Source organism: Acrocarpospora pleiomorpha, assembly GCF_009687885.1.
In the GTDB taxonomy this organism is placed as follows: Bacteria; Actinomycetota; Actinomycetes; order Streptosporangiales; family Streptosporangiaceae; genus Acrocarpospora; species Acrocarpospora pleiomorpha.
Genome location: NZ_BLAF01000022.1, coordinates 132,562 through 155,021, shown reverse-complemented (window position 1 = coordinate 155,021; position 22,460 = coordinate 132,562). Strand labels below are relative to the sequence as shown.

Genomic DNA, 22,460 nt, shown 5'->3' with positions numbered 1-22,460 from the left:
CCCCCCAGCCGCCCCCCTTGCCAGCCCTTTACCGCAGGTCAGAGCACTGATGACCCACACTCCCAGCCGACGCGCATATCGTGGCGCGCACAACCCCGCACTTTCGCTAGGCTTAGCCTGCAGGTCCCGCTCCCGTAGCTCAGGGGATAGAGCACAGGTTTCCTAAACCTGGTGTCGTAGGTTCGATTCCTACCGGGGGCACCAGCGAGACAGCCCGCCATCTGCGCAAACACAGGTGACAGGCCTTCTTCATGTCCGGTGATCTACGGGCCTGATACGGCGGATTGGGGCTGCCGGTTCCAATGCGGTCCCAAAGGATCAGTCATCGCCCAGCGTCTCGAGATTCGCCGCCGAGTCGCTCCCCCGTTCAGGTCCTCGCAAATCCGAGAGACATTGCTTTTGGAAATCCCGGTGTCGGCCCCGAGTGCTTTGACTAGGTCATCGGCGCTGCGGATGGACACCCCGTGCAAGTAAGCCTCCATGACCACTGCGAGCAGCGCCACGATCGATTCGGCGGCGGCGTTTCAGCAGTGAGGGGATGAACGACCCGGAACGCAGTTTGGGGATCTTCAGCTCCAGATCGTCGGCCGTGGTGGTGAGCAGCCGGTCGCGGTAGCCGTCGCGGTGGCATCCGCCGCTCGGTGCGCGGGTCAGGGGGTGCCGATCACTGCGGTTGCCTCCGCGTAGATGAGGGCTTGCGCCGAGCGGCGGATGATGTCGTCGGCATCGGCTTTGAGGGATTCCAGCAGGTCGAGCAGGGCAAAGTGGTCCAGAGCCATCGTGTGGTGTTCCCTCGAACCTTTGGTCGGGCACCCGCTGACTTAACACGATGGCTCGTCCATGTCCCGGCCTTGCTTACAAACTTGGAGTTACACCACACGAGGGGACGTCACCCTCGGCGTAGGTGCCAAACGCCTTGAACGCGTGAACAAGCTGATCTCCCCTTGCACCGACGCCTGATTGTTGGACGAACACTTCCTTGATCGAGAGCGTTTGCCTCAGAATGGCTTCATGGCGAAGATCAGAGATTTCTTTCAGGCGAACAAGGCCTCCAGCCCACACCCTACTGAGGTGGACTGCGGGTACCAGGTAATCCTCACCGGCGAGGGCCCATTGCTACAGCTAAGCACTTACGGCTCGGACGGGCGCCAGTCTGAGAAGAAGGTGAGTCAAACCATTCAGCTTGACCGCGAGCGCGCACGAGAACTTCTGGCCATCATCACAAAGACCTTCCCAGATCTCTGAACAAAGTCCCTGCGACATCCGCCCGCAGGGCCGGGCACTCTGCCCCAGACCCGCTTGTTCTCGTGCTGACCCTCATCGATCGCCCGGATACGAAGACCCCGCCGACCTCTAATCCAGTAATCCAGCCACGTCAAAAAAGGATCACCAGCAGCACACTGGCCCCTCACCCAGGCATGATCACCAAACTTGGCAGCCCATTTAAGATGATCACGGAATTGCGTTAGAGCCATGATTGGCCTGCCGTTGACACTCATCAGGACAGTCGAGCGATACGTGATACCCGTATCTCATTTGGCGCGTTGGCCTCGCAGGCTGAGCTTGTCATTGATACGCGCGTCCCTACGGATTCAGCGAAATGAACTTCGTTCCGGCGCGGACCGGGGCAACGAGGTGGGGCGCGTTAACAGGGCCTGACCGACTCGATCAGCTTGAAGGCCATAGCTAGCCCGGCCGCCCAGTCCTTTGGTGACCTTGGTGTGGTGGGCGGGCCGCGGCCGGTTCGGCCGGGCCAAGCCTGTAGCCTCTAAACCGTCCGATAGTTGAACGTTCGGCAGGAGTAGCTGCGGCACTATCTGCACCGCACAAAATCATTCTGGAATGATCGGCCGCATGGGTGGTAAAGCCCCGTTCGTTCTGCGCCGCTGTGCCGGCATTTGGATCAAATTAGCCGACGCGGTTGGTGGCAGTTCGCCCCTTGTTCCAGCATTCGACGACCATCTGGTAGCACTGACTCTCTCGCGACCCGGTGCCACTGTTGTTGTAGCCGCCGTTCGATGCTCGGGTCAAAGCTTCAGATCGCCACCGCGCTGCCAATCCCCGCTTGAGCATTTTCTTCCCCAGCTCATCGTCATCAATGCTGGAACCGTGACGACTAAGGAACATCGCTACGCCGCCCAGAATCACGCCGTCCCAGGACTCCTTGTCCCTGCCCCAGGCCGTCTCAACCACCTTCAGGGTTCGATCTAGGATCTCCGGTCCATACTGCCTCGTGATGCGTAGCACGGCCGATACTGCGCCCACACTGTTCGTCGAGCTCGAACCTAGACCAAGGCCATGGCTCTTGAGTACTTGATCCACGCCGACACAGAGGGCATCCCCGGCGGTTAGACCGACTCTGTACTCGTCCAGCGTGCTGACCTTGGCCGACTCCCGGTTCTTGATAAGAAAGAGAGTCGCCTCCTGCTGCTGAGTGAGGCCGTAGTGAATCTCCGCCTTGATCGTCCGAAGACCCCTGATCCTGCAGGCCTCGGAACGGTGCATGCCATCAACGACGTACCGGTTGCCGTCAGCGCGCTCAGAGACCACGATCGAGCCGAGAGCGTCCACGATCAGGCCGTCAGCGATACTCTTCGCGCGCTTCGGGTTGAGCCCACGCTGCGCTTCTTCATCGATCTTTAGCGAGTCGATATCGACCTCAACGCCGTACTCAACGCGGTGATCTGGGAGAACATACTGGAAACGAGACTTGGCCATGGGGCGAGACCTCCGTATCTAGAATTGGCTAGAGCTGTGGCGAGGTGGTTCGTAAGGCGAATCCAGTGGAGGTGGAACCCGCTTGAGAAACTCGGTTGCGACCTTCTCGCTCGTCGTTGATACCATCCTGTGAGCGTGTCCGTTTCGCTCTTCCCAGCGCAAGACCGGCAGGATCTGCTGCCCCATATGGCCAGTAACCTCACGCTGTCCACCCCGATCAGCCATAGAAGCGAGCCACAGTGCCAGTGCGCTCAGGACGGGCACTGCAGCCCATGCCAGCAGGTTGTACTTCCACTCAGTAGCGAGGTTCACGGCAACGCCCACCCCCGCTGTAGCGAAAGCCCCCCAGACCTTCCAGGACTTGAGGTTCATTATTTGATGACCTATCAGGACGGTTTCTCGATCGGAAGGCCGTCCTGTGTCGGCGCTCAACACCCTTCAGGCCCGTGTCTGGTCACCATAACGACGGAGATGACTAGAGCACAACTAGACCGCAGATACCCATCATCTCAGCACCCGGCAAACCAAGGCAGTTGGGCTCAAGCCCGGCCTAATTTGCCCTGGTCTCAAGCCTGGTTAGGCTTGAGATGCTGAATTGATAACAAAGAAGTAACGAGAGATCCTCTGTGGCGAGTAGGAGCCTGCGGAGGCACCCGCGTTGAGGTCGTCGAGCCGTCGATGACTCAAGGCGTAGCACTTGGCATCACCGAAGGGGTGAAATCGGCCGGGTCGCGATGCGTTTGCCGGACTATGGAGCGAGGTGTTTGCCGGACTATGGAGCGAGGTGACTGGCTCTGCCGACTCGCTGATGTGACTCTTGGATCCGCCAGTCGGCTGGGTGTTGCGGTCCGTTCGCGAGAACTCCATACGCAGATCATCGATCCTCATGCGTAGACAGTTCTCCACATGTGCGGTGTCCAGGCTCCCAGTCCATCCCGTGGAGTGATTCGGTCCCGGTCGCATCTGCGGGCCACCCGCTGCCCGCAACTCGCCGTTCGCGTCGGCGGTCAATCCGGACCGACTTGACACCTCCCGCCGATCGGATGTCTCAGCCCAGCACTACGGATTCCTAGGGCTGGACACCCGGAGACGCATTGGCCGGGGAGCCCCCTCTGCGCGTGGCGGAGCGGGGAAGCGCCCCCCGACCGCGCTTAACCCGCACCGCCACGCCAACCTCCAGACAGCAGCCGCAGGAACGAGAAGGTGTTCGTCACGGCAAGGTGGGCTAGGCGCACCAACATGGCAGATCATCATGCCGTGACGACGCTTCCCCAACTCCCCCGGCCCAGAACGTGCAAATACGCGATCATGCTTGCTACCTGCCCGGATGAATCCTCGGCATCCGCAGTGTCAGTGGAGGTGTGCGCGACCCTCTGCTGGGGAGCCGTCGGGGCCACATGGAATGATCCAAAAGAAGCCTTGCCTCCCGCGGCACCGAGCGTCTGAAGCATCTACGATTGTCGCGCTTAACACACATCGCACGGGTATACAAGTTTGGGCCATCAAGGTGCCCCCTCCTGGCATAGCCTGAGCTATTAACTGATCGATGTGCGCGTTGGGGTATGTCGTCGTCGAACTGAGACGCAATCCTTCCTCGCTCTATTCGGCGTGCCCAAAATACTGATCCGAGCACGGAGGAAAATTGAAAATCACGCCGTCGTCTCGCATCTTGAAGATGCTAGGCGAGATCGAGTTCGATGAGTGGCAATGCGTCGCCGAGCTCGTGGACAACGCCTTCGATGACTTCACGGAGATCATGAAGTCCGGCGTTCCGTGGGCAGGCGGCTTCAAGGTGAGCGTGAGCTTGCCGTCCCATGGCGCGAAGTCCCACGAGGCGAAGGTCGTCATCCAGGACACCGGGCGCGGGATGAGCTACGAAGAACTGGAGCTCGCGGTCCGAGCCGGCTGGTCGAACAACGATCGTTTCGACAAGCTTGGCCTGTTCGGCATGGGCTTCAACGTCAGCACCGCGCGCTTGGGTAGGCGCACCCGTGTTCTCACGACCCGGGCGGGCGACCCGCACTGGATCGGCGTAGAGATCGACCTCGATCGGATCGGGGACGACTTCGAGGCCGAGGACATCAGCGAGCCGAAGGCCGAGCCGAACGAGCACGGAACGAAGATCGAGATCTCTCGACTCCATCCGGATCGCGCGGATTGGCTAACTAGGAACGCGGCCAATCTACGGTCCACGCTCGGTCGCGCGTACTCGTACATCCTGGACGAAAAGGGCTATGAGCTCTGGGTCGGCGGGCAGCGGGTCAAACCCAAGCGGCACTGCCGCTGGGGAGACGATCGGCACGTGATCTTCGGGGGCGGGGCTTCTTCCGAGAGAATCCCGGCGTACATCGAGATCGACGAGCGATTCGAGCCCGCCGACGCCTGCGTCGACTGCGGGAACTGGCAAATCCCCAACAAGGGGAAGTGCGAACAGTGTGAAGGTGAGCGGCTGACGCTGCGCGATCGCCGTATCCACGGGTGGCTGGGGATTCAGCGGCATCTCCACAAGCGCGAGTACGGCATCGACTTCCTGCGGAACGGCCGAAAGATCCTTCAGTGGGATAAGCGGTTGTTCGAGTGGTCCAACCCCAACGATCCACAGGGATTGGTCGACATCGAGTACCCGGTCGAGATGGCGCATCAGGGCGGCAGGATCATTGGTGAGATCCACCTCGACCATGTGCCGGTCACGTATCAGAAGAACGCGTTCGAGTATGGGGACCGCAGTTGGCGGGCCGCGATCGACTACCTCAGGGGTCCCGGTCCCCTGCAGCCCGAGAAGGCCAAGCGCCTGGGATACCTGGAGAACCCGAGCCCGCTGGCCCGGCTGTTCAAGGGTTACCGGCGGAACGACGCGGGACTCCGTTATCTGATCCCCGGCGATGGCGCCCGTCCGATCCATGACACCACTCGGCGCTGGGCGGACCTGTTCCACCGCGGGGACGCCGAGTATCAGACGGATCAGCTCTGGTGGAACGCCGTTGTCGCGCACGACTCCCAGGGCAAGAAGGCCAAGCTCGACATCGCTCAGAACAACTCCCCTGTCCGGCCGGATGAGGCCGCCGTACTCGACGCGCTCGGCATCGACGTCAGCGGCTCGCGACCTAGCCCCTCCAAACCTGATGACGACGCGAGCGATTCGTCCACCGCGAAAGCTCCCCCGACCAAGAAAGAGACCGCGCAAGATCGCCTGGCTCGATACCGGGCGAACTCCCGAGCCATGCCCGAGCTGTCGCGCGATTTCGGCTCCCCCAAGGTCGGTTTCCTCCAAGTCGAGACCAGACTTCTGAAAGGCGCGCAGCTCACTGACGACTTGGGCCTGGTCACTCCGGTCCTTATCGCCCAGAGCGCGGGCGGCAGAGCCACCGCCTTCATCGACGGGGATCATGAAGTGTTCTCCAAACTCGGGGTCGAACCAGCCGACCTGCTGCTCGTCGAACTGGCCACGGTCCTGAAGGTGAAGGCGGAGACTGGACTGACCCACGCTCAGTTGGTCGCCGATCTTCGGGCGATATGCCTTCCTGATCACGCGCTGAAAGCCGACGTCGTCGCCGGTGAAGCGAGGGAGTTGCTGACCGACCTAAGGATGCGGATGGCCAGCCGGGTCGATATCGACCCGCCCCGCGCCTACCAGTACTTGTCTCCGGACGAACTCACCGCGACGGAGAACGCGATGATCGCGAACGGTCAGGTCGCTCTTACGGGGAGGCTGGGCGAAACCAGTGAGTTCTTGATGTACGTCCCACCGTTGTTCACGGTGAAATTGCTGGAGTCGTGGCCGGAGGCGTTCATGGACGGCAACGTATTCGTCGGCCCGTACACGTCGGTGTCGGCGATGTCGGCGCGCCGGATCAGCCTCGCGAGAGTGGTCGGATATTTGACGGACATCGCTACCTTGGTCAGCTTCGACAGCTCCGATCTCAGCCCGCAGCAGCTTCTCCGGACCCGTCTGAGCATCAGACTGCTCTCCGACGAGATCGCCAGCGAGTCATGAGCGGCGGATTCCTGTCGGCGGGGGCGCTCCTCGATGGCGGTCCCTTCGGGCTTCCTCACGCGGTCGAGAGGGCGCTTTGGCATCTGGGATTCGTGGACGTCCGCGTAGTGGACGGCGCGAACGACCAAGGCGCGGACATCCTGGCCGTACGAGAGCGCGAGCAGTGGGTGTTCCAGTGCAAGTGGTCGAGCCGGAGGGCGATCGACCGCTCGGGAATCGACGAGGTCGAACGGGCACGCACCCGATACGCGGCCGATCGCGCAGTGCTCGTGACGAATCTCGGGCTGAACCGCTCGGCGGAGGAGCGTCGTCGCGCGCTCGAATCGGTCGGTATCAAGATCACCGTGTGGGATGGTCCGACTCTGGCCGCGATCTGGGAGCGGATGCCGGACCGGGTCCCGACGGAATACGCGCTTCGCGACTATCAGCTCTCGGCCGCTGACGCTGTGTGGGGGGATTTGTCGGACACCGGGCGCGCGTTGCTCGTGCTGGCTACCGGGCTCGGCAAGACCGTTGTAGGCGGGGAAGTGATCCGCCGCTTCCTAGAAGCCAAGCCCGGCGCGCGGGTGCTGGTCGCCGCGCACATGAAGGAATTGGTCGAGCAATTGGAGCGAGCGCTGTGGCGTCATCTCGACAAGAGGACTCCCACCCGTCTGTTGACGGGCGACACGAAACCGTCGTCGCTCGACGGCGTCCTGGTCGGCACCGTGGAATCGGTCCTCGGTGCGGTCCGCGCAGGGTGGCCACCCGAGCTCGTGATGATCGACGAGACCCATCACGTAGGTGAGAACGGACGTTTCGCCGAACTGCTCAATCTGTGTGTCGAGTCCGGGCAGTTCGGTGTCACCGCGACGCCATGGAGGGGCGACAAGTTCGACATCACCGCGAGGTTCGGCCGGCCTAGTTACACGATGAGCATCGCGGAAGGGATGGCTGCTGGCTATCTGTCAGCGGTCGACTACCGCTTGTTCGTAGACAACCTCGACTGGGAGACCATCCGCAAGAACAGCAGACATGGGTACTCGATCAAGGAGCTGAACAAGACCCTGTTCCTACCTCAGCGGGATGAGGAGATCATCGAGCAGTTGCGCGAGGCATGGCGGGCGACTCCGGATCCGCGGGCGATCCTGTTCTGCCAGACGATCGAGCACGCCGAGCGGATGGCCAACATGCTGGCAACATCCGACAACGCCTGGCGACGGGCGTCGTACCTGCACAGCGGCCTGGCCCGCCAGCGTCGCCAGATCCTCCTCAATGAGTTCCGACTCGGACGAGTTCCGATCATCACTTGCGTCGACGTGTTCAATGAGGGCGTCGACGTCCCAGACGTGAACCTGATCGCGTTCCTCAGAGTGACGCACAGCCGACGGATCTTCGTCCAGCAACTCGGCCGTGGGCTGCGGCTCAGCCCAGGCAAAAAGGCGCTGAAGGTCCTGGATTTCGTCACAGACATCCGCCGCGTCGCGGCGACCTTGGACTTGCGTCGCGCCCTGGAAGCCTTTGAACACGAAGACCTTCGTGTGCGCCTACCTCACGGCTCTCGAATCGAGTTCAGCGACGAAACCGCCGGTACGCTGCTCGATCACTGGATTCAAGACGCGGCCAGCCTCGAAACCGCAGCCGACGAAGTGCGCCTGCAATTCCCCGAATAAACAGGAGCCACTCCATGCCCTCTCCTATCGCGATGAGCCCCGAACTCAAAGACAAGATCGTCAAAAAGATGTTCGCCGACGCCGAAGAACTCGGCTGGTCATACCTGACCGGCGACCAGCGCAGCGCCATCTACAGCCGGTGGATGGACGATCCGGAGGTTGGCGGCAGGCTCCGCGATTTCTTGAGCGATGAGAAAGCTCGCGTCTGGATCAAGGAAAGTCCCATGAAGGAATACGCTCGCGCTCGGTACGGAGTCGGAGGGTACGCCAAATACGTCGCGAACCCGCTCGCGGGAGCTGAGGACCTGGTGGAACGAGCTATGGGACCAAGCTGGGAGATCGTGCCCGGCAAACGAGACATCAAGCCCCTCCGCGTCCGTGTCCGCTGCGGAGAAGAGGAGCGCCACTTCACATGGGCACCGTCCGAGCAGCTCAAGCACCTCGTCTGGGCCGCGATCAAGGCCGAGGTGTTCGGCGACGTCACACCGTGGGTGCTGTGCGTGGTGAGCTCCTTCGAGAAGCCCATCCCCGCTGACGAACAGGAGACGAACCGCAAGATCGGCGCCCGCTGTCGACTGGAGATCGTTCACGTGGATGCGCTCTGATGCACGATACAGGTGAGGAAGCAAAGGCAGACGGCTGGCTGGTCAAGGCGTGGCGGGCGCTCGACCCACGCTCGCGAGACATGCTCATTATGCGCGCGGAGAACCGAACGTACCGCAGCATCGGTCGAGCGCATGGAGTCACTCACCAGAGGGCCCAACAGATCATCTCGGGCGCCGGGCGCTGGCTGGTCGAGGCGGCGCGGCGAGCCGACCCTGCATGGTCCACCAAGATCCGAGAACTCTTGCGGACACGAACCGTGATATCCGATGAAGAGTTGTCGCAGACCCTCCGCGACGCCAGCGGTGTCGCTCGCGCCTCGCTCCTGGTCGCGGAGGGCCTGTGCCATCCCAGGGCATGGTCGAAGGAACTTAGCGACCACTGGGCGCTCAAGACCGACGCCCTGGACGCGCTCCTACGAGAGCTGGCCAAAGAAGCCCCGTACAGGAAGGACGAGTTGCGGGAACACGCGACGGCCACCGGGATCCCTGAATCCCTCGACATCCGCTCGATCATGTCCGCCGCCAAGAGCCCACTGACACTGGACGATTCGGGTGTCTGGGTCCGCAGGGGTGCCAAGAAACGAGACGCCGCTTACCTCTGGCTGGCTGACCAGGGTGAACCAAGGCGTGCGGAGGCGATCTCCGAAGCGATCGGGCAGAAGGCTCAAGCGACGACCGAAGCGCTTCGGCGAGACAACCGATTCCGTCAGGTACGCCCGGAGGGCACCTGGGCGCTCACCGAGTGGCCTCGCGACGGCGCGTACGATTACTCTGACGCGCTGGAAGCGATGATCGAGATCTTGACCGAGTTAGGGCCGCTCTCGCGCCGTGACCTCACAGCCGAACTGCGCCGCCGCTACCTCGTGAGCAACTCCCGTATCCACCAGTGCCTGATCAGCGCCCGCGTCGGATTGACCTATGACGGGCGGATCGGTCTCGTCGAGCGGGGCGCGATCAGCGCCGACGAGAAGGAGCCGCGACAACCGGACAACGCGGTCCACAACGAGGAATCGGGCCTGCTCGCTTTCCGTCTCAAGGTGGACAAGGACATCGCGCGAGGAAGCGGCGTAGTCGTCAGCCCATGGATCACGTGGCGATTGGGACTACGCCAGGCGCCGATGGAAAGGATCTTCACAATCGAGGGCAGCGGACGTCAGATCACGTTCCGAAGAGGCACCGCAGCGGCGCAGATGTCGAGCGTACGGCTCGAAGCGGCAGAGCGGGGCATGGCCCTCGGCTGCGAACTCGCGGCAATCCTCCGGCTCGAACAGGACACGATGACCATCCGCCATGTCTGCGATCCGGACACATGCGCCGCCCGTTCACCCGACTCGTAAGCCCCGCCACAGCCATCGGGCTCCATGCCCGTGGGGAATTCGAACCTCCTTCCGATTTCCTTGATGGAGAGGTAGTTTCGATCATCAACTCCGCGGTACACTTTTCCGATGTCAGAGCTGGGTGCCTTCGCCAATCAGGGCAGAACGAGTGTCGAGCTGTTCGCGGGCGGCGGAGGACTGGTGATGGCCGTCGGGCGAGCCGGTTTCAGACCTCTGCTCCTGAACGAGCTCGGCAAGCACGCGTGCGAAACGCTTATCGCCAACGGCGCGCGACCCTATGACGTCGGGGAAGACCGTCCTCCGGTTCCCGAAGTCGGGGAAGATCCGCCACTTCTGCGCGGCGATGTCGCCAAGGTCGAATTCGACCATCTCGTCGGGCTGGTCGACGTTCTCGCGGGCGGGCCACCCTGCCAGCCATTCAGCCTGGGAGGGAACGGCCGGGGGGACGAGGATGGGCGCAACGGCTTCCCGCATATGTTCCGTGCCGTCCGGGAAATGCGACCCAAGGCCGTCATTTGCGAGAACGTACGGGGACTCCTACGCCCGTCGTTCGCTCCGTACTTCGAGTACATCAAGAGGGAATTCACGCTGCCGTTCGAGCAGCGCCGCGAAGGCAGCGCCTGGCACGAGCACGACGCGAGACTACGCGAACTGATCGACGACGACAGCGGATCAGCGCATGAGCGATACGATGTCGTGCATTTCGCGGTGAACGCGGCGGACTTCGGGGTCCCGCAGGTCAGAAATCGCGTTATCCTCATCGCCTTTCGGCAGGACTTGGGCGTGGACATGATGAGATTCCAAGAGCTGGTGAAGCCGCAGTTCTCCGAATCGAGTCTCTATGAGTCCATGACCGACGGAACATACTGGGATAGGCACCCAGAAGTCCCCCAACACGTCCGAGAGATGGCCATGGCGAGGATTCCACGACAGACATCACTAGCGGGTACCGGCGACCGGGCAGCCGCCTGGCGAACGCTCAGGGACGCCATCGAAGGCATTGACGAACAGAAAAGGCTCCCCCCCATCCCCATTGATCACCTGGATCGCAAGGAAAGACGACTCGGCGGATTCGTCGATCACATCGGCTGGCCCGACGCGCGGATCTACAAAGGCCACACCCCCAACGAGTTGGACCGCCCCGCGAAGACGGTGAAGGCCGGCGTTCACGGCGTACCGGGCGGAGAATCGGTGGTCAAACTCGATGATGGTTCCCATCGTTACATGTCCGTACGTGAGGCCGCTCGGGTGATGACCTTCCCCGACAACTGGACCCTTGCAGGATCCCGCGGAGAGAAAATGCGGCAGCTCGGCAACGCCGTTCCCGTACTACTCGGGCAGGCCTTCGCCGAAGCCGTCGCGGTCGTCCTCGACAAAGCGGAGAAGCCCACGTGAGCCCAACCGAACGCCAAGATGCGGGGCGCTGGAAGAAGGACTCTCCCCCCGACAGCGCCTGGCGCCCCAAACCGAATCTCCCTAGATCCGCGCGTACGACCGAGCAAGACCGCGCTGCAGGCGGATCGAACCGACGCAGGGTCGATCTCGGGGACGGCAGAGTCGCCCAGGCGTCGGTCGAATTGAAGCTCCCACGGGGCGCACGCCGCATCCGCGCCAACCTCCGATGGTCGAACGCGGGCAGGACCGAGTTTGAGTACCTGGGCGAGGTCGAAGAGTCCACCAGGGCACGGAACCTGGCTGCGGCTTGGAAGATCGCTATCTCCCAAGGACTCGTGCTTCCCCACGACCACGCACTGGCGGACAAATCCTGGGCGAGTTCTCACGCGGTTCGCGCTTCAATGCGGGGAAACCGCAGGAAAGACACCAAACCAGAACTCGCCCTACGCAAGGCCATCCACAGCCTCGGCCTCCGCTACCGGGTTGATACCGAGCCGATCAAAGGGTTTAGGCGGCGCGCCGACATCGTCTTTGGACGGATCAAAGTGGCGGTGTTCTCCGATGGTTGCTTCTGGCACGGATGCCCCGACCACTACAGGGCCTCCCATGAGAACAACCAGTATTGGAACGACAAGTTCGCCAGGAACCAAGCCCGGGACCGAGACACTGATCGCGTCCTCACCGATGCCGGTTGGCTAGTCATCCGCGTCTGGGAGCACGAGTCACCTCATGAAGCGGCCGAGCGGATCGCTGAGGCCGTGACCAGCCGGAGAGACATCTAGTGTGCCGCGCCAGAAATTCATCGGCTAAGTCTAGACTGTCGTCATGGCGCGGACGGGACGGCCGAAGGCCGAGGTGAAATTGACCGAGCAGGAGCGGGCAACACTGGAACGCTGGGCGCGGCGGGCGAAATCGTCGCAGGTGCTGGCGATGCGATCCAAGATCGTGCTGGCGTGTGCCGACGGCCGGGACAACAAGCAGATCGCTCAGGACCTGCGGGTGCATCGCGACACGGTCTCCAAATGGCGCAACCGGTTCGTGAAGCTGCGGCTGGAAGGGCTGATGGACGAGCAACGCCCGGGCCGGCCGGCCTCGATCACCCTGGACCAGGTCGAACAGGTCGTGGTGGCCACGCTGGAGCAGACACCCGGCAACGCCACGCATTGGTCGCGGACCTCGATGGCCGAGCGCAGCGGATTGTCCAGGTCGACGATCGGGCGGATCTGGCGCGACTTCGGCCTCAAACCTCACCAGGCCGACACCTTCAAACTGTCGACCGATCCGCTGTTCGTGGAGAAGGTCGTCGATGTCGTGGGCCTCTACCACAACCCGCCCGAGCGGGCCGTGGTCTTATGCGTGGATGAGAAGTCCCAGATCCAGGCGCTGGACCGCTCACAGCCCGTGCTGCCGATGATGCCGGGCATGCCCGAGCGCCGCACCCACGACTATGTCCGCAATGGGATCACCAGCCTGTTCGCCGCCTTCAACGTCGCCGACGGCACGGTCATCGGTGAACTGCACCGCCAGCACCGCGCCGCCGAGTTCAAGAAGTTTCTGATCACCATCGACAAGACCGTCCCGGCCGAGCTGGACATCCATCTGATCTGTGACAACTACGGCACGCACAAGACTCCGGCGATCAAGGCCTGGCTGGCCCGCCATCCCCGCTTCCACATGCATTTCACCCCGACCGGCTCGTCCTGGATCAACCAGGTGGAGCGGTGGTTCGGCTTCTTGACCGACCAGATGATCAGGCGCGGAGTCCACAAGAGCGTCCAAGCCTTGGAGAAGGACATCCGCGCCTGGATCGAGCAGTGGAATGACAACCCGCGCCCGTTCGTCTGGAAGAAGACCGCCGAGGAGATCCTCGAATCACTCGCCCGATATTGCCGACGAATTTCTGGCGCGGCACACTAGTACGGCAGCCGCATTTGTTGATCTCTGAGGTGTCGTCACTGGTAATGGCATCGTCGGGCTCGGGTTTGATGGCGTCGTCGCCATCTGGACCAATGGCGGATGTGGTCCACGGCGATGAGCGGCCGGGCCAGTAACGCGAATAGGCGACGTGTCCCGTTGGCAGAGATCGCAATGAGGTGATCACCGTGCGTTTCCGGTGGTGTGCCCGTCTCTGGCGAGGCCACGGTGAGTGTCCCGCCGCTGGATGCGAGGGCATGGGGTTGGAGCCTGGGACGGGAACTGGGCGGCGCGGGTGACGGCCAGGAAGGCCAGCACGAGCATGGTCAACGTGCTGTAGCGGTACCAGGCGCGGTAGAGACGAACCTGGTAGTGGTCAAGCGCGGCCTCGTTCTTCGCGGCCTGAGATGACTCCTCCACGGTCCGCCTGATGCCGGCGACCCGGACCAAGTCCCGCAGCGGCGCCGGGTTCGGGCTGTAGGCGAGGAAGAACGCCAGCTCGGCTGGATTGCCGATCGAGCGGCGCACCAACAGCCGATGGGATGGGCCGGTGGTGGCGACCAGCGCCCAGTCGTACCAGCGCTTGCCCTTGGAGCCCGCGCCGCACGACAGGCGCTGCCACCCGGAGCGCGGCACGCGTGCGGCCATGACATCGGCGCGGACCTTGCCCGCCGCAGTGATGATCTGGTGGTCCCGGGACACCGCCATCACGTAGCCGAGCTGCTTGTCTTCCAGGAAGCGGCGTAACGGCCCGTTGCCGCCATAGGCCTCATCTGCGGTCACCCTTGCGAACGGCACACCGGCGGCGATCGCTCGTTCGATCATCGCCTGAAGCAGTTGCGGCTTGGTGCGAAACTCCACCCCGGAGGGAATCTTCGCCGCCGCGCACCGCTCCCCGTCCGCGATCCAGGAGTCTTTGGGCAGGCAGAGGTCCCGGTCGATCAGTGTCCGCCCGCGTGAGGTGGCGTAGTCGAGGCAGACACCGATCTGGCAGTTGGTGATCTTCCCGGCGGTGCCGGTGTCCTGCCGCTGGCACCCCCGCCGAGCACACGCCCGCCTTTTCGAACCCTGTGTCGTCACCGACCAGCACGCCGTCCGGGTCGCCCTGATGGTCGATCCCGAAGTCCCGGATGTCATCGCGGACCCCGTCCTCGTTCAACACCGCGGCGTTGAACAGCCACTGCATCCCATCCGGGCGGCGTTCCCCGGCGTACTCGGGCCAGCGTCCACCCGTTCTTACGCTCCAGGCCGGACAGCAGCCCTTCGAGGCACGACCGGGCGCGAAGCCGTACCTCTCGCCGCTTGAACCGGCCCGCGACCTGCGCGAACACGTCGTCCAAGCCAGCACGCAGGCAGGCCGCGTCAAAGTGCTCTACGCTGACCAACACGGCCATCGCATGATCTTCAGTTCCATCACACCTGAATGATCACAGCGGTGGTCGTTCCCCTGTCTTGTGCGTACGTACGGACAAGGCGTACGGGCCTACACGGCCAAGATCCCAATCTGCGGCTGCCCTACTAAGGTTGCATGTCGCGAGGCACTTGGCGAGACCTTGAGCAGAACGTCAAGGGCTGTGCCCGCCCGCTTGTCGACCTCAAGGTGCCAGCACGCCGGCGTTCAGCCAGAGGGACACCACATCGTGCCGGAGGTCGTCTGGACGAGCCGCCAAGCGTGATGCGCACTGCTCCGGGGTGAGAGCCAGCCGCCGCGCGGCTCTCCGGCCGGTCGCGGCCGACACCGCCCGCGCGCACCCGAACTACGAGTCGGATACCCAGATTAGCGAAGAAACCCCACCCCGGCACCGGCCAGGACCACACGTACGGCCTCGTGTGCGGGCCAAAAGACGAATCTGGCGATTTGGGCTTGACGCTCGGCGTGAACGTCATTCACACTGTATCCTGTGAACGACGTTCACGAAAGGACCGAGATCCATGGTCGACGAGCCTTCGGATGACCTTGTAGGACTGTACGAGGTCGCCGAGATGGCCCACGTAAGCCGCACAGTTGTGGCGAACTGGCGATCTCGCGACCAGAGGTTCCCCCCGCCAGTGGCCGATCTGCGCAGCGGGCCGGTCTTCAACGCTGCGCAGATCCGTCGCTACCTCAAGAGGAGGAAAAAGCCCATGGCTCATGTGATCGCCACCATCAACCTTAAGGGCGGCGTAGGTAAGACCACCACAACCGCCGCGCTCGCGGAAATTCTCTCTGGGGAGTTTCGCAAGAAGGTTCTCGTCGTAGACCTCGATCCGCAAACGAACCTTACCACGGTCCTTATCGGCGAAGAGCGTTGGAAGAGCCTAAACGATCAGGGCCACACCTTGGCGACACTCTTCACTGACGCGATACGCAACGAAAACGAGTCAGCCCGCTTCGACCTCGAGAAGACGCTACAGCGCCAGGTCTCACCGGTCTCCGACGTCCGCAGTGTTGACCTGCTGCCGTCCTCTCTAGACCTTATCGACGTACAAGACCGGCTTGCCTCGATGTCCTCCGGCAAGTTCTACTCCAACAACCCAACAGACCTCCTCCGCCGTGCAATCAAAAGTATCCTCGACGACTACGACTACGTACTGGTGGACTGTCCTCCGAATCTTGGAATCGTCACGCTTAACGGACTTCGCATCTCGGACGGGTATATCATCCCCACAATTCCAGACGTGCTATCAACCTACGGAATCCCGCAAATCCAGACGAGAGTAAAGGCATTCGCCGATAACCTCGGTGAGGAAATCACCGAAGTGGGGATTGTCATCACCAAGTACCAGGCTGCATCCACCGTTCACCGAAACACTGTCAGACGGCTGGAAGATGACGCGAAGCTACCCGTCGTGTTTGCCAATAAAATTCCCCAAGCGAATAAGATTGCAGAGTCCGCCGAATTCTCCTCCCATAGCACCCTCAGACAAAAGTACGGCTATCAAGGCGAGTTTCAGGCCTTCCGTAATTTTGTAGAGGAGTTCATCGAGGCCGTTGAGGATATCGCATGAGCGAAGACCCGACAACAATTAGCGAACTAGAAGCCGATCTTGATGATCTAGGAGACGCGCTGGCGGAACTCGGCCGCGTTCGCGACCCCGTGTTGGCTCGCCAGCTTGCTCGCCTGGTCACGGCTGTGGCGATCGAGGCAACCCGGTCTTCACGCCTGACCAAAATACTAACCGCAGCCATCGCAGTTCCCATCAAAGATGCCGCGAATGTGAGCGAAGGCGAATCGCCTTCGACCAAGCCGAGGCCTCATCGACGGACACCGGGCGTGCTCGATCCTTTCGTGATCTTCTCGGAAGTCGGGGAATCAGGTCTCCACGATCGACTCGCAGCGCTCGATCTCGAACAGCTTCGTGACATCGTGGCGGAGCACGGGATGGATCACGACCGCCTTGCGATGAGATGGAAAGACCCAGATAGGGTAATAGGCCGAATCGTAGAAAAAGTTTCGGCAAGAGCCAGCAAGGGGTCGGCCTTCAGATCGAACAGCTGAATTCGCCAGAATCTCTCCCGAGAAGGAGAATGTGGGATCCAGAGCTGATTTCTCCCGACAAATTTCCGGAAGAAATCTCAAATCTCGATCTGAACTGCGAACTGCTCGACCGTCGGGCGTTCTGGCCCAGGTCCGAGGCTAGCGGGTGCCGAACCAGTGCCCGTGCCTGCCTGTTCGGTGCCAAGGCAACTCACATAGCTTCTCTGCGTAGACGTGACGGGCGAGCATGTACAGAGTCATGGACCTCTGGTCCCAATGCCGTCCTGAGGGCGCAATCCCGATGCAGCCATGGGTGCGTCTCCGCAAGTCACTGCCCTATGTGAGCTTCGGTGACGTGGTGCTTCCTAAACCTGGTGTCGTAGGTTCGATTCCTTCCGGGGCACCCAACGAAATGCCCGTGACCTGGGATAACACAGGTCACGGGCGCTCTTCTATGTCCGGCTGCGTACGGCTACAACTAATCGGTGGCCGTGCCAAATACGTGCGCAATTATTCGGACGGCTCGTACTGGCCCACGCCTCCCGCGACCCAGACGTCGCCGTCGGATCTGCCACCGCCGAACTCTCGCGACCGGGGGGCGGGGTGAGCTTATGCGTTACCGTTGCGCGCCGCCGGACCGTGCGTACGCGGTCGACGAACGGCCAGTCCGATGGCGGCGAGGGTCAGCCCGGCGCACAGCCAGGCGAAGATGTCCCCTGCGACGCGATACAGGGTCGCGGCGCCGCGCGTGGGGACGTCCACGATCCAGGGCCGCTCAACGCCGGGGGTGGTGTCCTGCTGGGAGAGTACGCGTCCCTGGCGGTCGAATGCCTGGGAGGAGCCGTTGAAGTCCTGCCGGACCAGGGCGTAGCCGTTCTCTATCGCCCGCAGGCTCGCCATCTTGGTGTGGATGCGTCCCATCTCGGGCCAGTCGCCGCCGGGGACGAGCATGATGTCCGCATCGACGTGCATGATGGCCGGGAAGTCCGCGTCGTAGCAGATGACGTTGGACAGTCGGCCGTACGGGGTCTGCACTACGGGCGCCGGTCCTTCGCCGGGGATATACCTCTCCAGACCGGGGATTGGGTGGCGCTTCTGGTAGGTCCACAGCGTGCCGCCGTCAGGGCCGAGAAGCACCGTCTGGTCCCGTCCGTACGGCTCGTCCGGCAGGTAGACGTTCGCGGCGATGTTGAGGTAGATGCCCTCCTGCCTGGCGAGGGCGGCCGCCTCGGCCAGAAACGCCGGCTCGTCGGCGGCGCGTACCTTCGCCGCGTTCTCCGACCAGAAGACGATCTTTGCGCCTGACGCCGCCGCCTCGCGGGTGTCGGCGAACAGTTGGCGGGTGATCACGTTGGAGGCCGCGCGTACGGCGGTCGCGTCGGCGCGGGAGACCTCCGCGAGATCGGTGGACGCCGTGCCGAGCAGCCGTTCGGCCTCCGCCAGCGTGGCTCTGCTCGGGTTGATGCCCGCGATCCGCACCGTGGGCGAGCTCGGAGCGGGGGCGAAGGCCAGCCACGCCTGCCCGCTCGCGATCACCACGGCGACCACGGCGGCCACGGCGAGGGCTGGCCGCAGCTCGCGCCGGGAGCCGCCATGCTCCCACACGTGGTTGGCGGCGGTCGCGACGGCGCCGATGAGGAAGGCTACCGAGTAGGGCCCGGCGACGGAGAGCACCTGGAGCAGCGCCAGGTTCTCGTGCTGGGTGACCGCCAGCAACCCGTACGCGGTGCCGAAGGGGTTGTAGCTGCCCAGCAGGTACGCGACCGCGGTCAGCGCGGCAGGGAAGGCGAGCAGCCGACCGGCCGGTCCCAGCCTCGGGGAGAGCAGCCGATCCGCGGCGAAAGGCACGAGGGCGACCGACGAGAGCATGAGCACGCCGGCGAACACCAGCAAGGTGATCGGCACCGCGAGTTGCCAGGCCCAGAACAGACCGCCGGCGACGCACACCAGCCACACCTGCGCGAGACCCCGCACCGGGCGACCGGTCCGGAGGAACCTGATCAGGAAGATCTGGAACGCCCACGCGGCCAGGGGAAGATCCCACCGGCCACCGACGGCGAACAGTTGCAGGAGCAGCCCAAGGGCCAGCCAGAGATGGCGGCGGCGCCCCGGTGAGAGTACGTCCTCGCTGCGGCCAGGGGCGGGCGTCAGATGTTGGGCGCCATCCGGCGGCGGCTGCGTATCGGTGGTGTTGGTTGCCATAGGTCCTCCCGCGCAGGCGGATGACGGATCGGGATGCGGCCTCGCTCAGCGCTCGGCGGACTGGTAGCCGCGCAGCTGCCAGGTGAGCTTGACGCTGTGGGCTCGGCCCGGCCGTCGGTGATATGCCAAGGAAGCTACGGCCCTTCCTGGCCGCTGCCGAGAACCGTGCCTAGCGCATGTGATGACCGCCCCGCGCACAGCGGGCCGCCCCATTCACCACGCCCGTGTCACGGAGTTATGGTGAGTCGCGTGAGCAGTACGACGCTGCCGGGCGAGGTGGCCCGGCGGCTGGTGTCCATCGGTGAGCGGCGCGGCCTCGACGTGGCCTCCATGCTGCGCCGGACGGGCATCCCCGCCGACGCGGCGGGCAGGCCCCGCGTCACTGGCGTAACGATCCCCCAGGTGGCGGAGCTGACGCAGGAGCTGTGGGTCCTGACCGGCGATGAGCTTTTCGGGCTGGGACCGCCGGCCCCGCTGGGCACCTTCCAGCTCCTGATGCGCTCGGTGATCCACGTGTCCGACCTTCGGGCGGCGCTGCGGCGGCTGGCCGAGGCCGGCGAGGTCCTGCCGGGCATGCCGCGGTTGCGCCTGACGGTGAGCGACGCGCTCGTCGAGGTCGAGATCGACGTCAGCCGGCTGGACGACCCCGAGCACCTGGGAGCCGAGATCCTCGCCGCGCTGGTCCACAGGATGCTGGGCTGGCTCGTCGGGCGGCGCGTCGGCCTGCGAGAGCTACGACTGCCCTGGCCGGCGCCGCCGTACGCCGCGGACTACGAGATCGTCTTCGGCCGCCACCCGGCGTTCGGCGCCGATCGTCTGGCCCTGGTCTTCGATCGCCGGCTGCTGAGCGCGCCCCTGATCCGCGACGAGGAGGACCTCGCCGACTATCTCAGTGACCAGCCGCACATCTGGTTCGCGACCCGCGACTACGGATCGTCGACCGCGGACCAGGTGCGCAAGATCCTGGCGCACGGGCTGCGCGGGTCCTGGCCGACGCCCGACGACGTCGCCGCGCGGCTCAGCGTGAGCACCCAGCACCTGCGCAGGCTGCTGCGGGCGGAGCACACCTCAATCGGGCAGATCAAGGAGGATCTCCTGCGCGACGCCGCCGTGGCCAGCCTGGCTCGCGGTGAGGAGTCGATCGCGGATCTGGCGGGGCGGCTGGGCTTCTCCGAGGCCAGCGCGTTCCGCCGCGCCTTCCGCCGGTGGACCGGGCGGCCGCCCGGCGCCTACCGTGCCGTGGACGGGCGGCGGCCCGTCCACGCGCGAGAGTGAGCGGCTCTCATCCCGTCGGGTACAGAGCCTCGATCTCCTCGGCGTATTTCACCGTGACCTCGCGCCGTCGTACCTTGTTGGTCGGGGTCAGCTCCTCACTGCCCGGCGTCCACGAGACCGGCAGGATGCGGAAGTACTTGATCTGCTCCACCCGCGACAACGTTGTGTTCGCCCGCGTCACGCCTTCCTCGATCGCCGCCCGGACCTCGGGTAGCCGCGCGAGCGCGGCGATGTCCTCATCGGCGGGCAGCCCATGTGCCGCGGCGAAGTCCCGGGTGGCGGCGGGGTCGAGGGCGATCAGCGCTACCACGTATGGGCGCCGGTCGCCCACGGCGACCACGGAGCCGGCCAGCGGGCAGGAGACCAGCACGGCCTGCTCGATGTTGGCCGGGGACATGTTCTTGCCCGAGGAGTTGATGATCAGGTCCTTCTTGCGGTCGACGATGGTGACGTACCCGTCGGGGCCGATGACCCCGATGTCGCCGGTGTGCAGCCACCCCTCGGCGTCGATCGCCTCGGCGGTCCTGGCCGGGTCGCCGCGGTAGCCCCGCATCAGCGTCGCGCTCCGGAACAGCAGCTCGCCGTCCTCAGCCACCTTCACCTCGACGCCGCGCATCGGCGGCCCGACCGTCCCCGGCCGGACCGCCTCCGGCGGGCTGATCGCTCCCGCGGCGGCCGACTCCGACATCGCGTACCCCTCGGAGAGGGGAATGCCCAGGGAGTGGAAGAAGCGCACGACATCGGGCGCGATCGGCGCCGCACCGGTGATGGCCGCCCCGGCGGCGTCCAGGCCGATCCGCGCCCGCAGCTTGCGCAGGACGATCCGGTCGGCGACGGCATACCGGGCCGCGACCCCGGCGGGAACCGGGCGCCCCGCAGTCCGCAGGGCCATGACCTCGCGGCCGGCGGCGACGGCCCAGTCGGCCAGGCGACGGCGGACGCCGCTGTTCGCCGCGATCGCCTGGCCGATCGCGGCCTGCATCTTGTACCAGAAGGCCGGTACGCCGAGGAAGACCGTCGGCCGCACGGCTGGCAGTACCCTGGCCATCGTCTTCAGGTCGGCGACGGTGGTGATCGAGGAGCCACCGGCCATCGCCAGATAGTGGCTGAAGTACCGGTTCGCCACATGCGCGTCGGGGAGGTAGGACACCAGGCGCCCGGTATCGACGCCGGCCGCCAGAAAGGGCAGGCACAGCCCGCCGCGCAGGGACGCGAGGATCGCGCGATGCTCCAACTCGACGCCCTTCGGTGGCCCCGTCGTCCCCGAGGTGTAGATCAGCGTCACCAGGTCCTCGGGGGCAACCGCCCGCCATCCGGCCTCGAAGTCGAACCCGTCGGGCCGTTCCGCCTCGACGTCGGCCAGGCGCACGGCGCCCTCGGCGGCGCCGTCGACGCAGACGACGTGCTCCACGGCACCGCCCGCTGCCCGTACTGTGGCCACCCACTGCCGCTCGGTCACCACGACGCGGTTGCCGGCGTTGCCGAACAGGTGCGCGATCTGCGCCGCCGGGCTGGTGTTGTAGACCGAGAACGGCGTGGCCCCCAGGTGCAGCACCGCGGTGTCCACGAGATGGAACTCGGGCCGGTTGGTCAACATGAGCGCCACGGTGTCCCCGCGGCGCACGCCCAGCGAGGCCAGCCCCGCGGCGATGCGCTCCACACGCTCGGCGTATTGGCCCCAGGTCAGCTCCACAGCGCCGTCGGAACTGCGCAGCGCGATCCGGTCGCGGTGCGCTCGCACCGTGCGCTGGAACAGCTCGGCGATGGTCCCCACCGACTCCAGCGAGTCCCCAGTGAGCATGGGCGTCCGGCCTCCTCGTCTCCGCACCGGGGTCAGTTCTGACCGCCCGGACACTCGTCATCATCGAGGTGGCCACCCGGCCCGCACAGGACCGTCCCGCGCCCGCTGC

The 22,460-nt window shown here is 64.3% G+C and carries 15 protein-coding genes, 1 tRNA gene and 1 pseudogene; 12 read left to right on the top strand and 5 right to left on the bottom strand.

Features of this window, described 5'->3' with window-relative positions:
* The first annotated feature begins 128 nt into the window (after nt 1-128).
* Nucleotides 129-204 (top strand) — tRNA-Arg (locus tag Aple_RS21055).
* Nucleotides 205-365: 161 nt separating this feature from the next.
* Here the strand turns inward: Aple_RS21055 and Aple_RS53360 are convergent.
* A pseudogene (locus tag Aple_RS53360) lies at nt 366-779 on the bottom strand (transposase); the annotation flags it as partial.
* 232 nt (nt 780-1,011) lie between these two features.
* Here Aple_RS53360 and Aple_RS21045 point away from each other — a divergent pair.
* A complete protein-coding gene (locus Aple_RS21045; protein WP_155346353.1) occupies nt 1,012-1,245 on the top strand; it encodes a hypothetical protein in 234 nt (77 codons plus the stop codon).
* Between the two features lie 663 nt (nt 1,246-1,908).
* Here the strand turns inward: Aple_RS21045 and Aple_RS21040 are convergent.
* Entirely contained in the window at nt 1,909-2,718 is an 810-nt protein-coding gene (locus Aple_RS21040) for a DUF6551 family protein (RefSeq protein ID WP_155346352.1), read from the bottom strand.
* A gap of 1,675 nt (nt 2,719-4,393) precedes the next feature.
* Here Aple_RS21040 and Aple_RS21035 point away from each other — a divergent pair.
* From Aple_RS21035 to Aple_RS21005, 7 genes are all read left to right on the top strand, one after another.
* Complete coding sequence (locus Aple_RS21035; protein ID WP_218038437.1) at nt 4,394-6,712, top strand: ATP-binding protein; 2,319 nt, start codon at nt 4,394-4,396, stop codon at nt 6,710-6,712.
* Nucleotides 6,709-8,364, top strand: coding sequence for a DEAD/DEAH box helicase (locus tag Aple_RS21030; protein WP_155346350.1), 1,656 nt, complete (start codon nt 6,709-6,711; stop codon nt 8,362-8,364). Before Aple_RS21035 ends, Aple_RS21030 begins: the two co-directional genes overlap by 4 nt.
* Nucleotides 8,365-8,378: 14 nt before the next feature.
* Entirely contained in the window at nt 8,379-8,969 is a 591-nt protein-coding gene (locus Aple_RS21025; protein ID WP_155346349.1) for a hypothetical protein, read from the top strand.
* Nucleotides 8,970-9,058: 89 nt separating this feature from the next.
* Complete coding sequence (locus Aple_RS21020) at nt 9,059-10,306, top strand: RNA polymerase subunit sigma-70 (protein WP_155346348.1); 1,248 nt, start codon at nt 9,059-9,061, stop codon at nt 10,304-10,306.
* A gap of 108 nt (nt 10,307-10,414) precedes the next feature.
* The gene (locus Aple_RS21015) at nt 10,415-11,701 is read left to right on the top strand and encodes a DNA cytosine methyltransferase (RefSeq protein ID WP_155346347.1); all 1,287 of its coding nucleotides are present in this window, start codon (nt 10,415-10,417) and stop codon (nt 11,699-11,701) included.
* A gap of 335 nt (nt 11,702-12,036) precedes the next feature.
* Complete coding sequence (locus Aple_RS53355; protein ID WP_281361585.1) at nt 12,037-12,483, top strand: very short patch repair endonuclease; 447 nt, start codon at nt 12,037-12,039, stop codon at nt 12,481-12,483.
* 43 nt (nt 12,484-12,526) lie between these two features.
* Entirely contained in the window at nt 12,527-13,618 is a 1,092-nt protein-coding gene (locus Aple_RS21005) for an IS630 family transposase (protein WP_155346346.1), read from the top strand.
* Between the two features lie 180 nt (nt 13,619-13,798).
* Here the strand turns inward: Aple_RS21005 and Aple_RS21000 are convergent, their stop codons facing one another.
* Nucleotides 13,799-14,695, bottom strand: a complete 897-nt coding sequence (locus tag Aple_RS21000) for an IS701 family transposase (RefSeq protein WP_444978885.1) — start codon at nt 14,693-14,695, stop codon at nt 13,799-13,801.
* 852 nt (nt 14,696-15,547) lie between these two features.
* Here Aple_RS21000 and Aple_RS20995 point away from each other — a divergent pair.
* Together Aple_RS20995 and Aple_RS53350 are read left to right on the top strand one after the other, a co-directional pair.
* Nucleotides 15,548-16,603 carry an AAA family ATPase gene (locus tag Aple_RS20995; RefSeq protein ID WP_218038436.1) on the top strand — a complete coding sequence of 352 codons (1,056 nt, stop codon included), beginning with the start codon at nt 15,548-15,550 and terminating at the stop codon, nt 16,601-16,603.
* Entirely contained in the window at nt 16,600-17,094 is a 495-nt protein-coding gene (locus tag Aple_RS53350; RefSeq protein WP_218038435.1) for a hypothetical protein, read from the top strand. Before Aple_RS20995 ends, Aple_RS53350 begins: the two co-directional genes overlap by 4 nt.
* A 588-nt stretch (nt 17,095-17,682) precedes the next feature.
* Here Aple_RS53350 and Aple_RS20985 read toward each other — a convergent pair.
* Nucleotides 17,683-19,275: a nitrilase-related carbon-nitrogen hydrolase gene (locus Aple_RS20985; protein WP_155346345.1), complete on the bottom strand. Its 1,593-nt coding sequence runs from the start codon at nt 19,273-19,275 to the stop codon at nt 17,683-17,685.
* A 249-nt stretch (nt 19,276-19,524) separates the two neighbouring features.
* On the opposite strand from Aple_RS20985, the gene Aple_RS20980 reads away from it, so the two are divergent.
* Nucleotides 19,525-20,550 carry an AraC family transcriptional regulator gene (locus Aple_RS20980; protein ID WP_170321593.1) on the top strand — a complete coding sequence of 342 codons (1,026 nt, stop codon included), beginning with the start codon at nt 19,525-19,527 and terminating at the stop codon, nt 20,548-20,550.
* Nucleotides 20,551-20,557: 7 nt separating this feature from the next.
* Here the strand turns inward: Aple_RS20980 and Aple_RS20975 are convergent, their stop codons facing one another.
* The gene (locus tag Aple_RS20975) at nt 20,558-22,351 is read right to left on the bottom strand and encodes an AMP-dependent synthetase/ligase (protein ID WP_155346343.1); all 1,794 of its coding nucleotides are present in this window, start codon (nt 22,349-22,351) and stop codon (nt 20,558-20,560) included.
* Between the last annotated feature and the right edge of the window lie 109 nt (nt 22,352-22,460).

Bases quoted from the DNA above. Each gene is read 5' to 3' on its own strand.
- Aple_RS53350 (WP_218038435.1), top strand. From the start codon at position 16,600: ATGAGCGAAGACCCGACAACAATTAGCGAACTAGAAGCCGATCTTGAT.
- Aple_RS21020 (WP_155346348.1), top strand. From the start codon at position 9,059: ATGCGCGCGGAGAACCGAACGTACCGCAGCATCGGTCGAGCGCATGGA.
- Aple_RS21015 (WP_155346347.1), top strand. From the start codon at position 10,415: ATGTCAGAGCTGGGTGCCTTCGCCAATCAGGGCAGAACGAGTGTCGAG.
- Aple_RS21025 (WP_155346349.1), top strand. From the start codon at position 8,379: ATGCCCTCTCCTATCGCGATGAGCCCCGAACTCAAAGACAAGATCGTC.
- Aple_RS21030 (WP_155346350.1), top strand. From the start codon at position 6,709: ATGAGCGGCGGATTCCTGTCGGCGGGGGCGCTCCTCGATGGCGGTCCC.
- Aple_RS20995 (WP_218038436.1), top strand. From the start codon at position 15,548: ATGGTCGACGAGCCTTCGGATGACCTTGTAGGACTGTACGAGGTCGCC.
- Aple_RS21035 (WP_218038437.1), top strand. From the start codon at position 4,394: ATGCTAGGCGAGATCGAGTTCGATGAGTGGCAATGCGTCGCCGAGCTC.
- Aple_RS20985 (WP_155346345.1), bottom strand. From the start codon at position 19,275: ATGGCAACCAACACCACCGATACGCAGCCGCCGCCGGATGGCGCCCAA.
- Aple_RS21040 (WP_155346352.1), bottom strand. From the start codon at position 2,718: ATGGCCAAGTCTCGTTTCCAGTATGTTCTCCCAGATCACCGCGTTGAG.
- Aple_RS21005 (WP_155346346.1), top strand. From the start codon at position 12,527: ATGGCGCGGACGGGACGGCCGAAGGCCGAGGTGAAATTGACCGAGCAG.
- Aple_RS21045 (WP_155346353.1), top strand. From the start codon at position 1,012: ATGGCGAAGATCAGAGATTTCTTTCAGGCGAACAAGGCCTCCAGCCCA.
- Aple_RS20975 (WP_155346343.1), bottom strand. From the start codon at position 22,351: ATGCTCACTGGGGACTCGCTGGAGTCGGTGGGGACCATCGCCGAGCTG.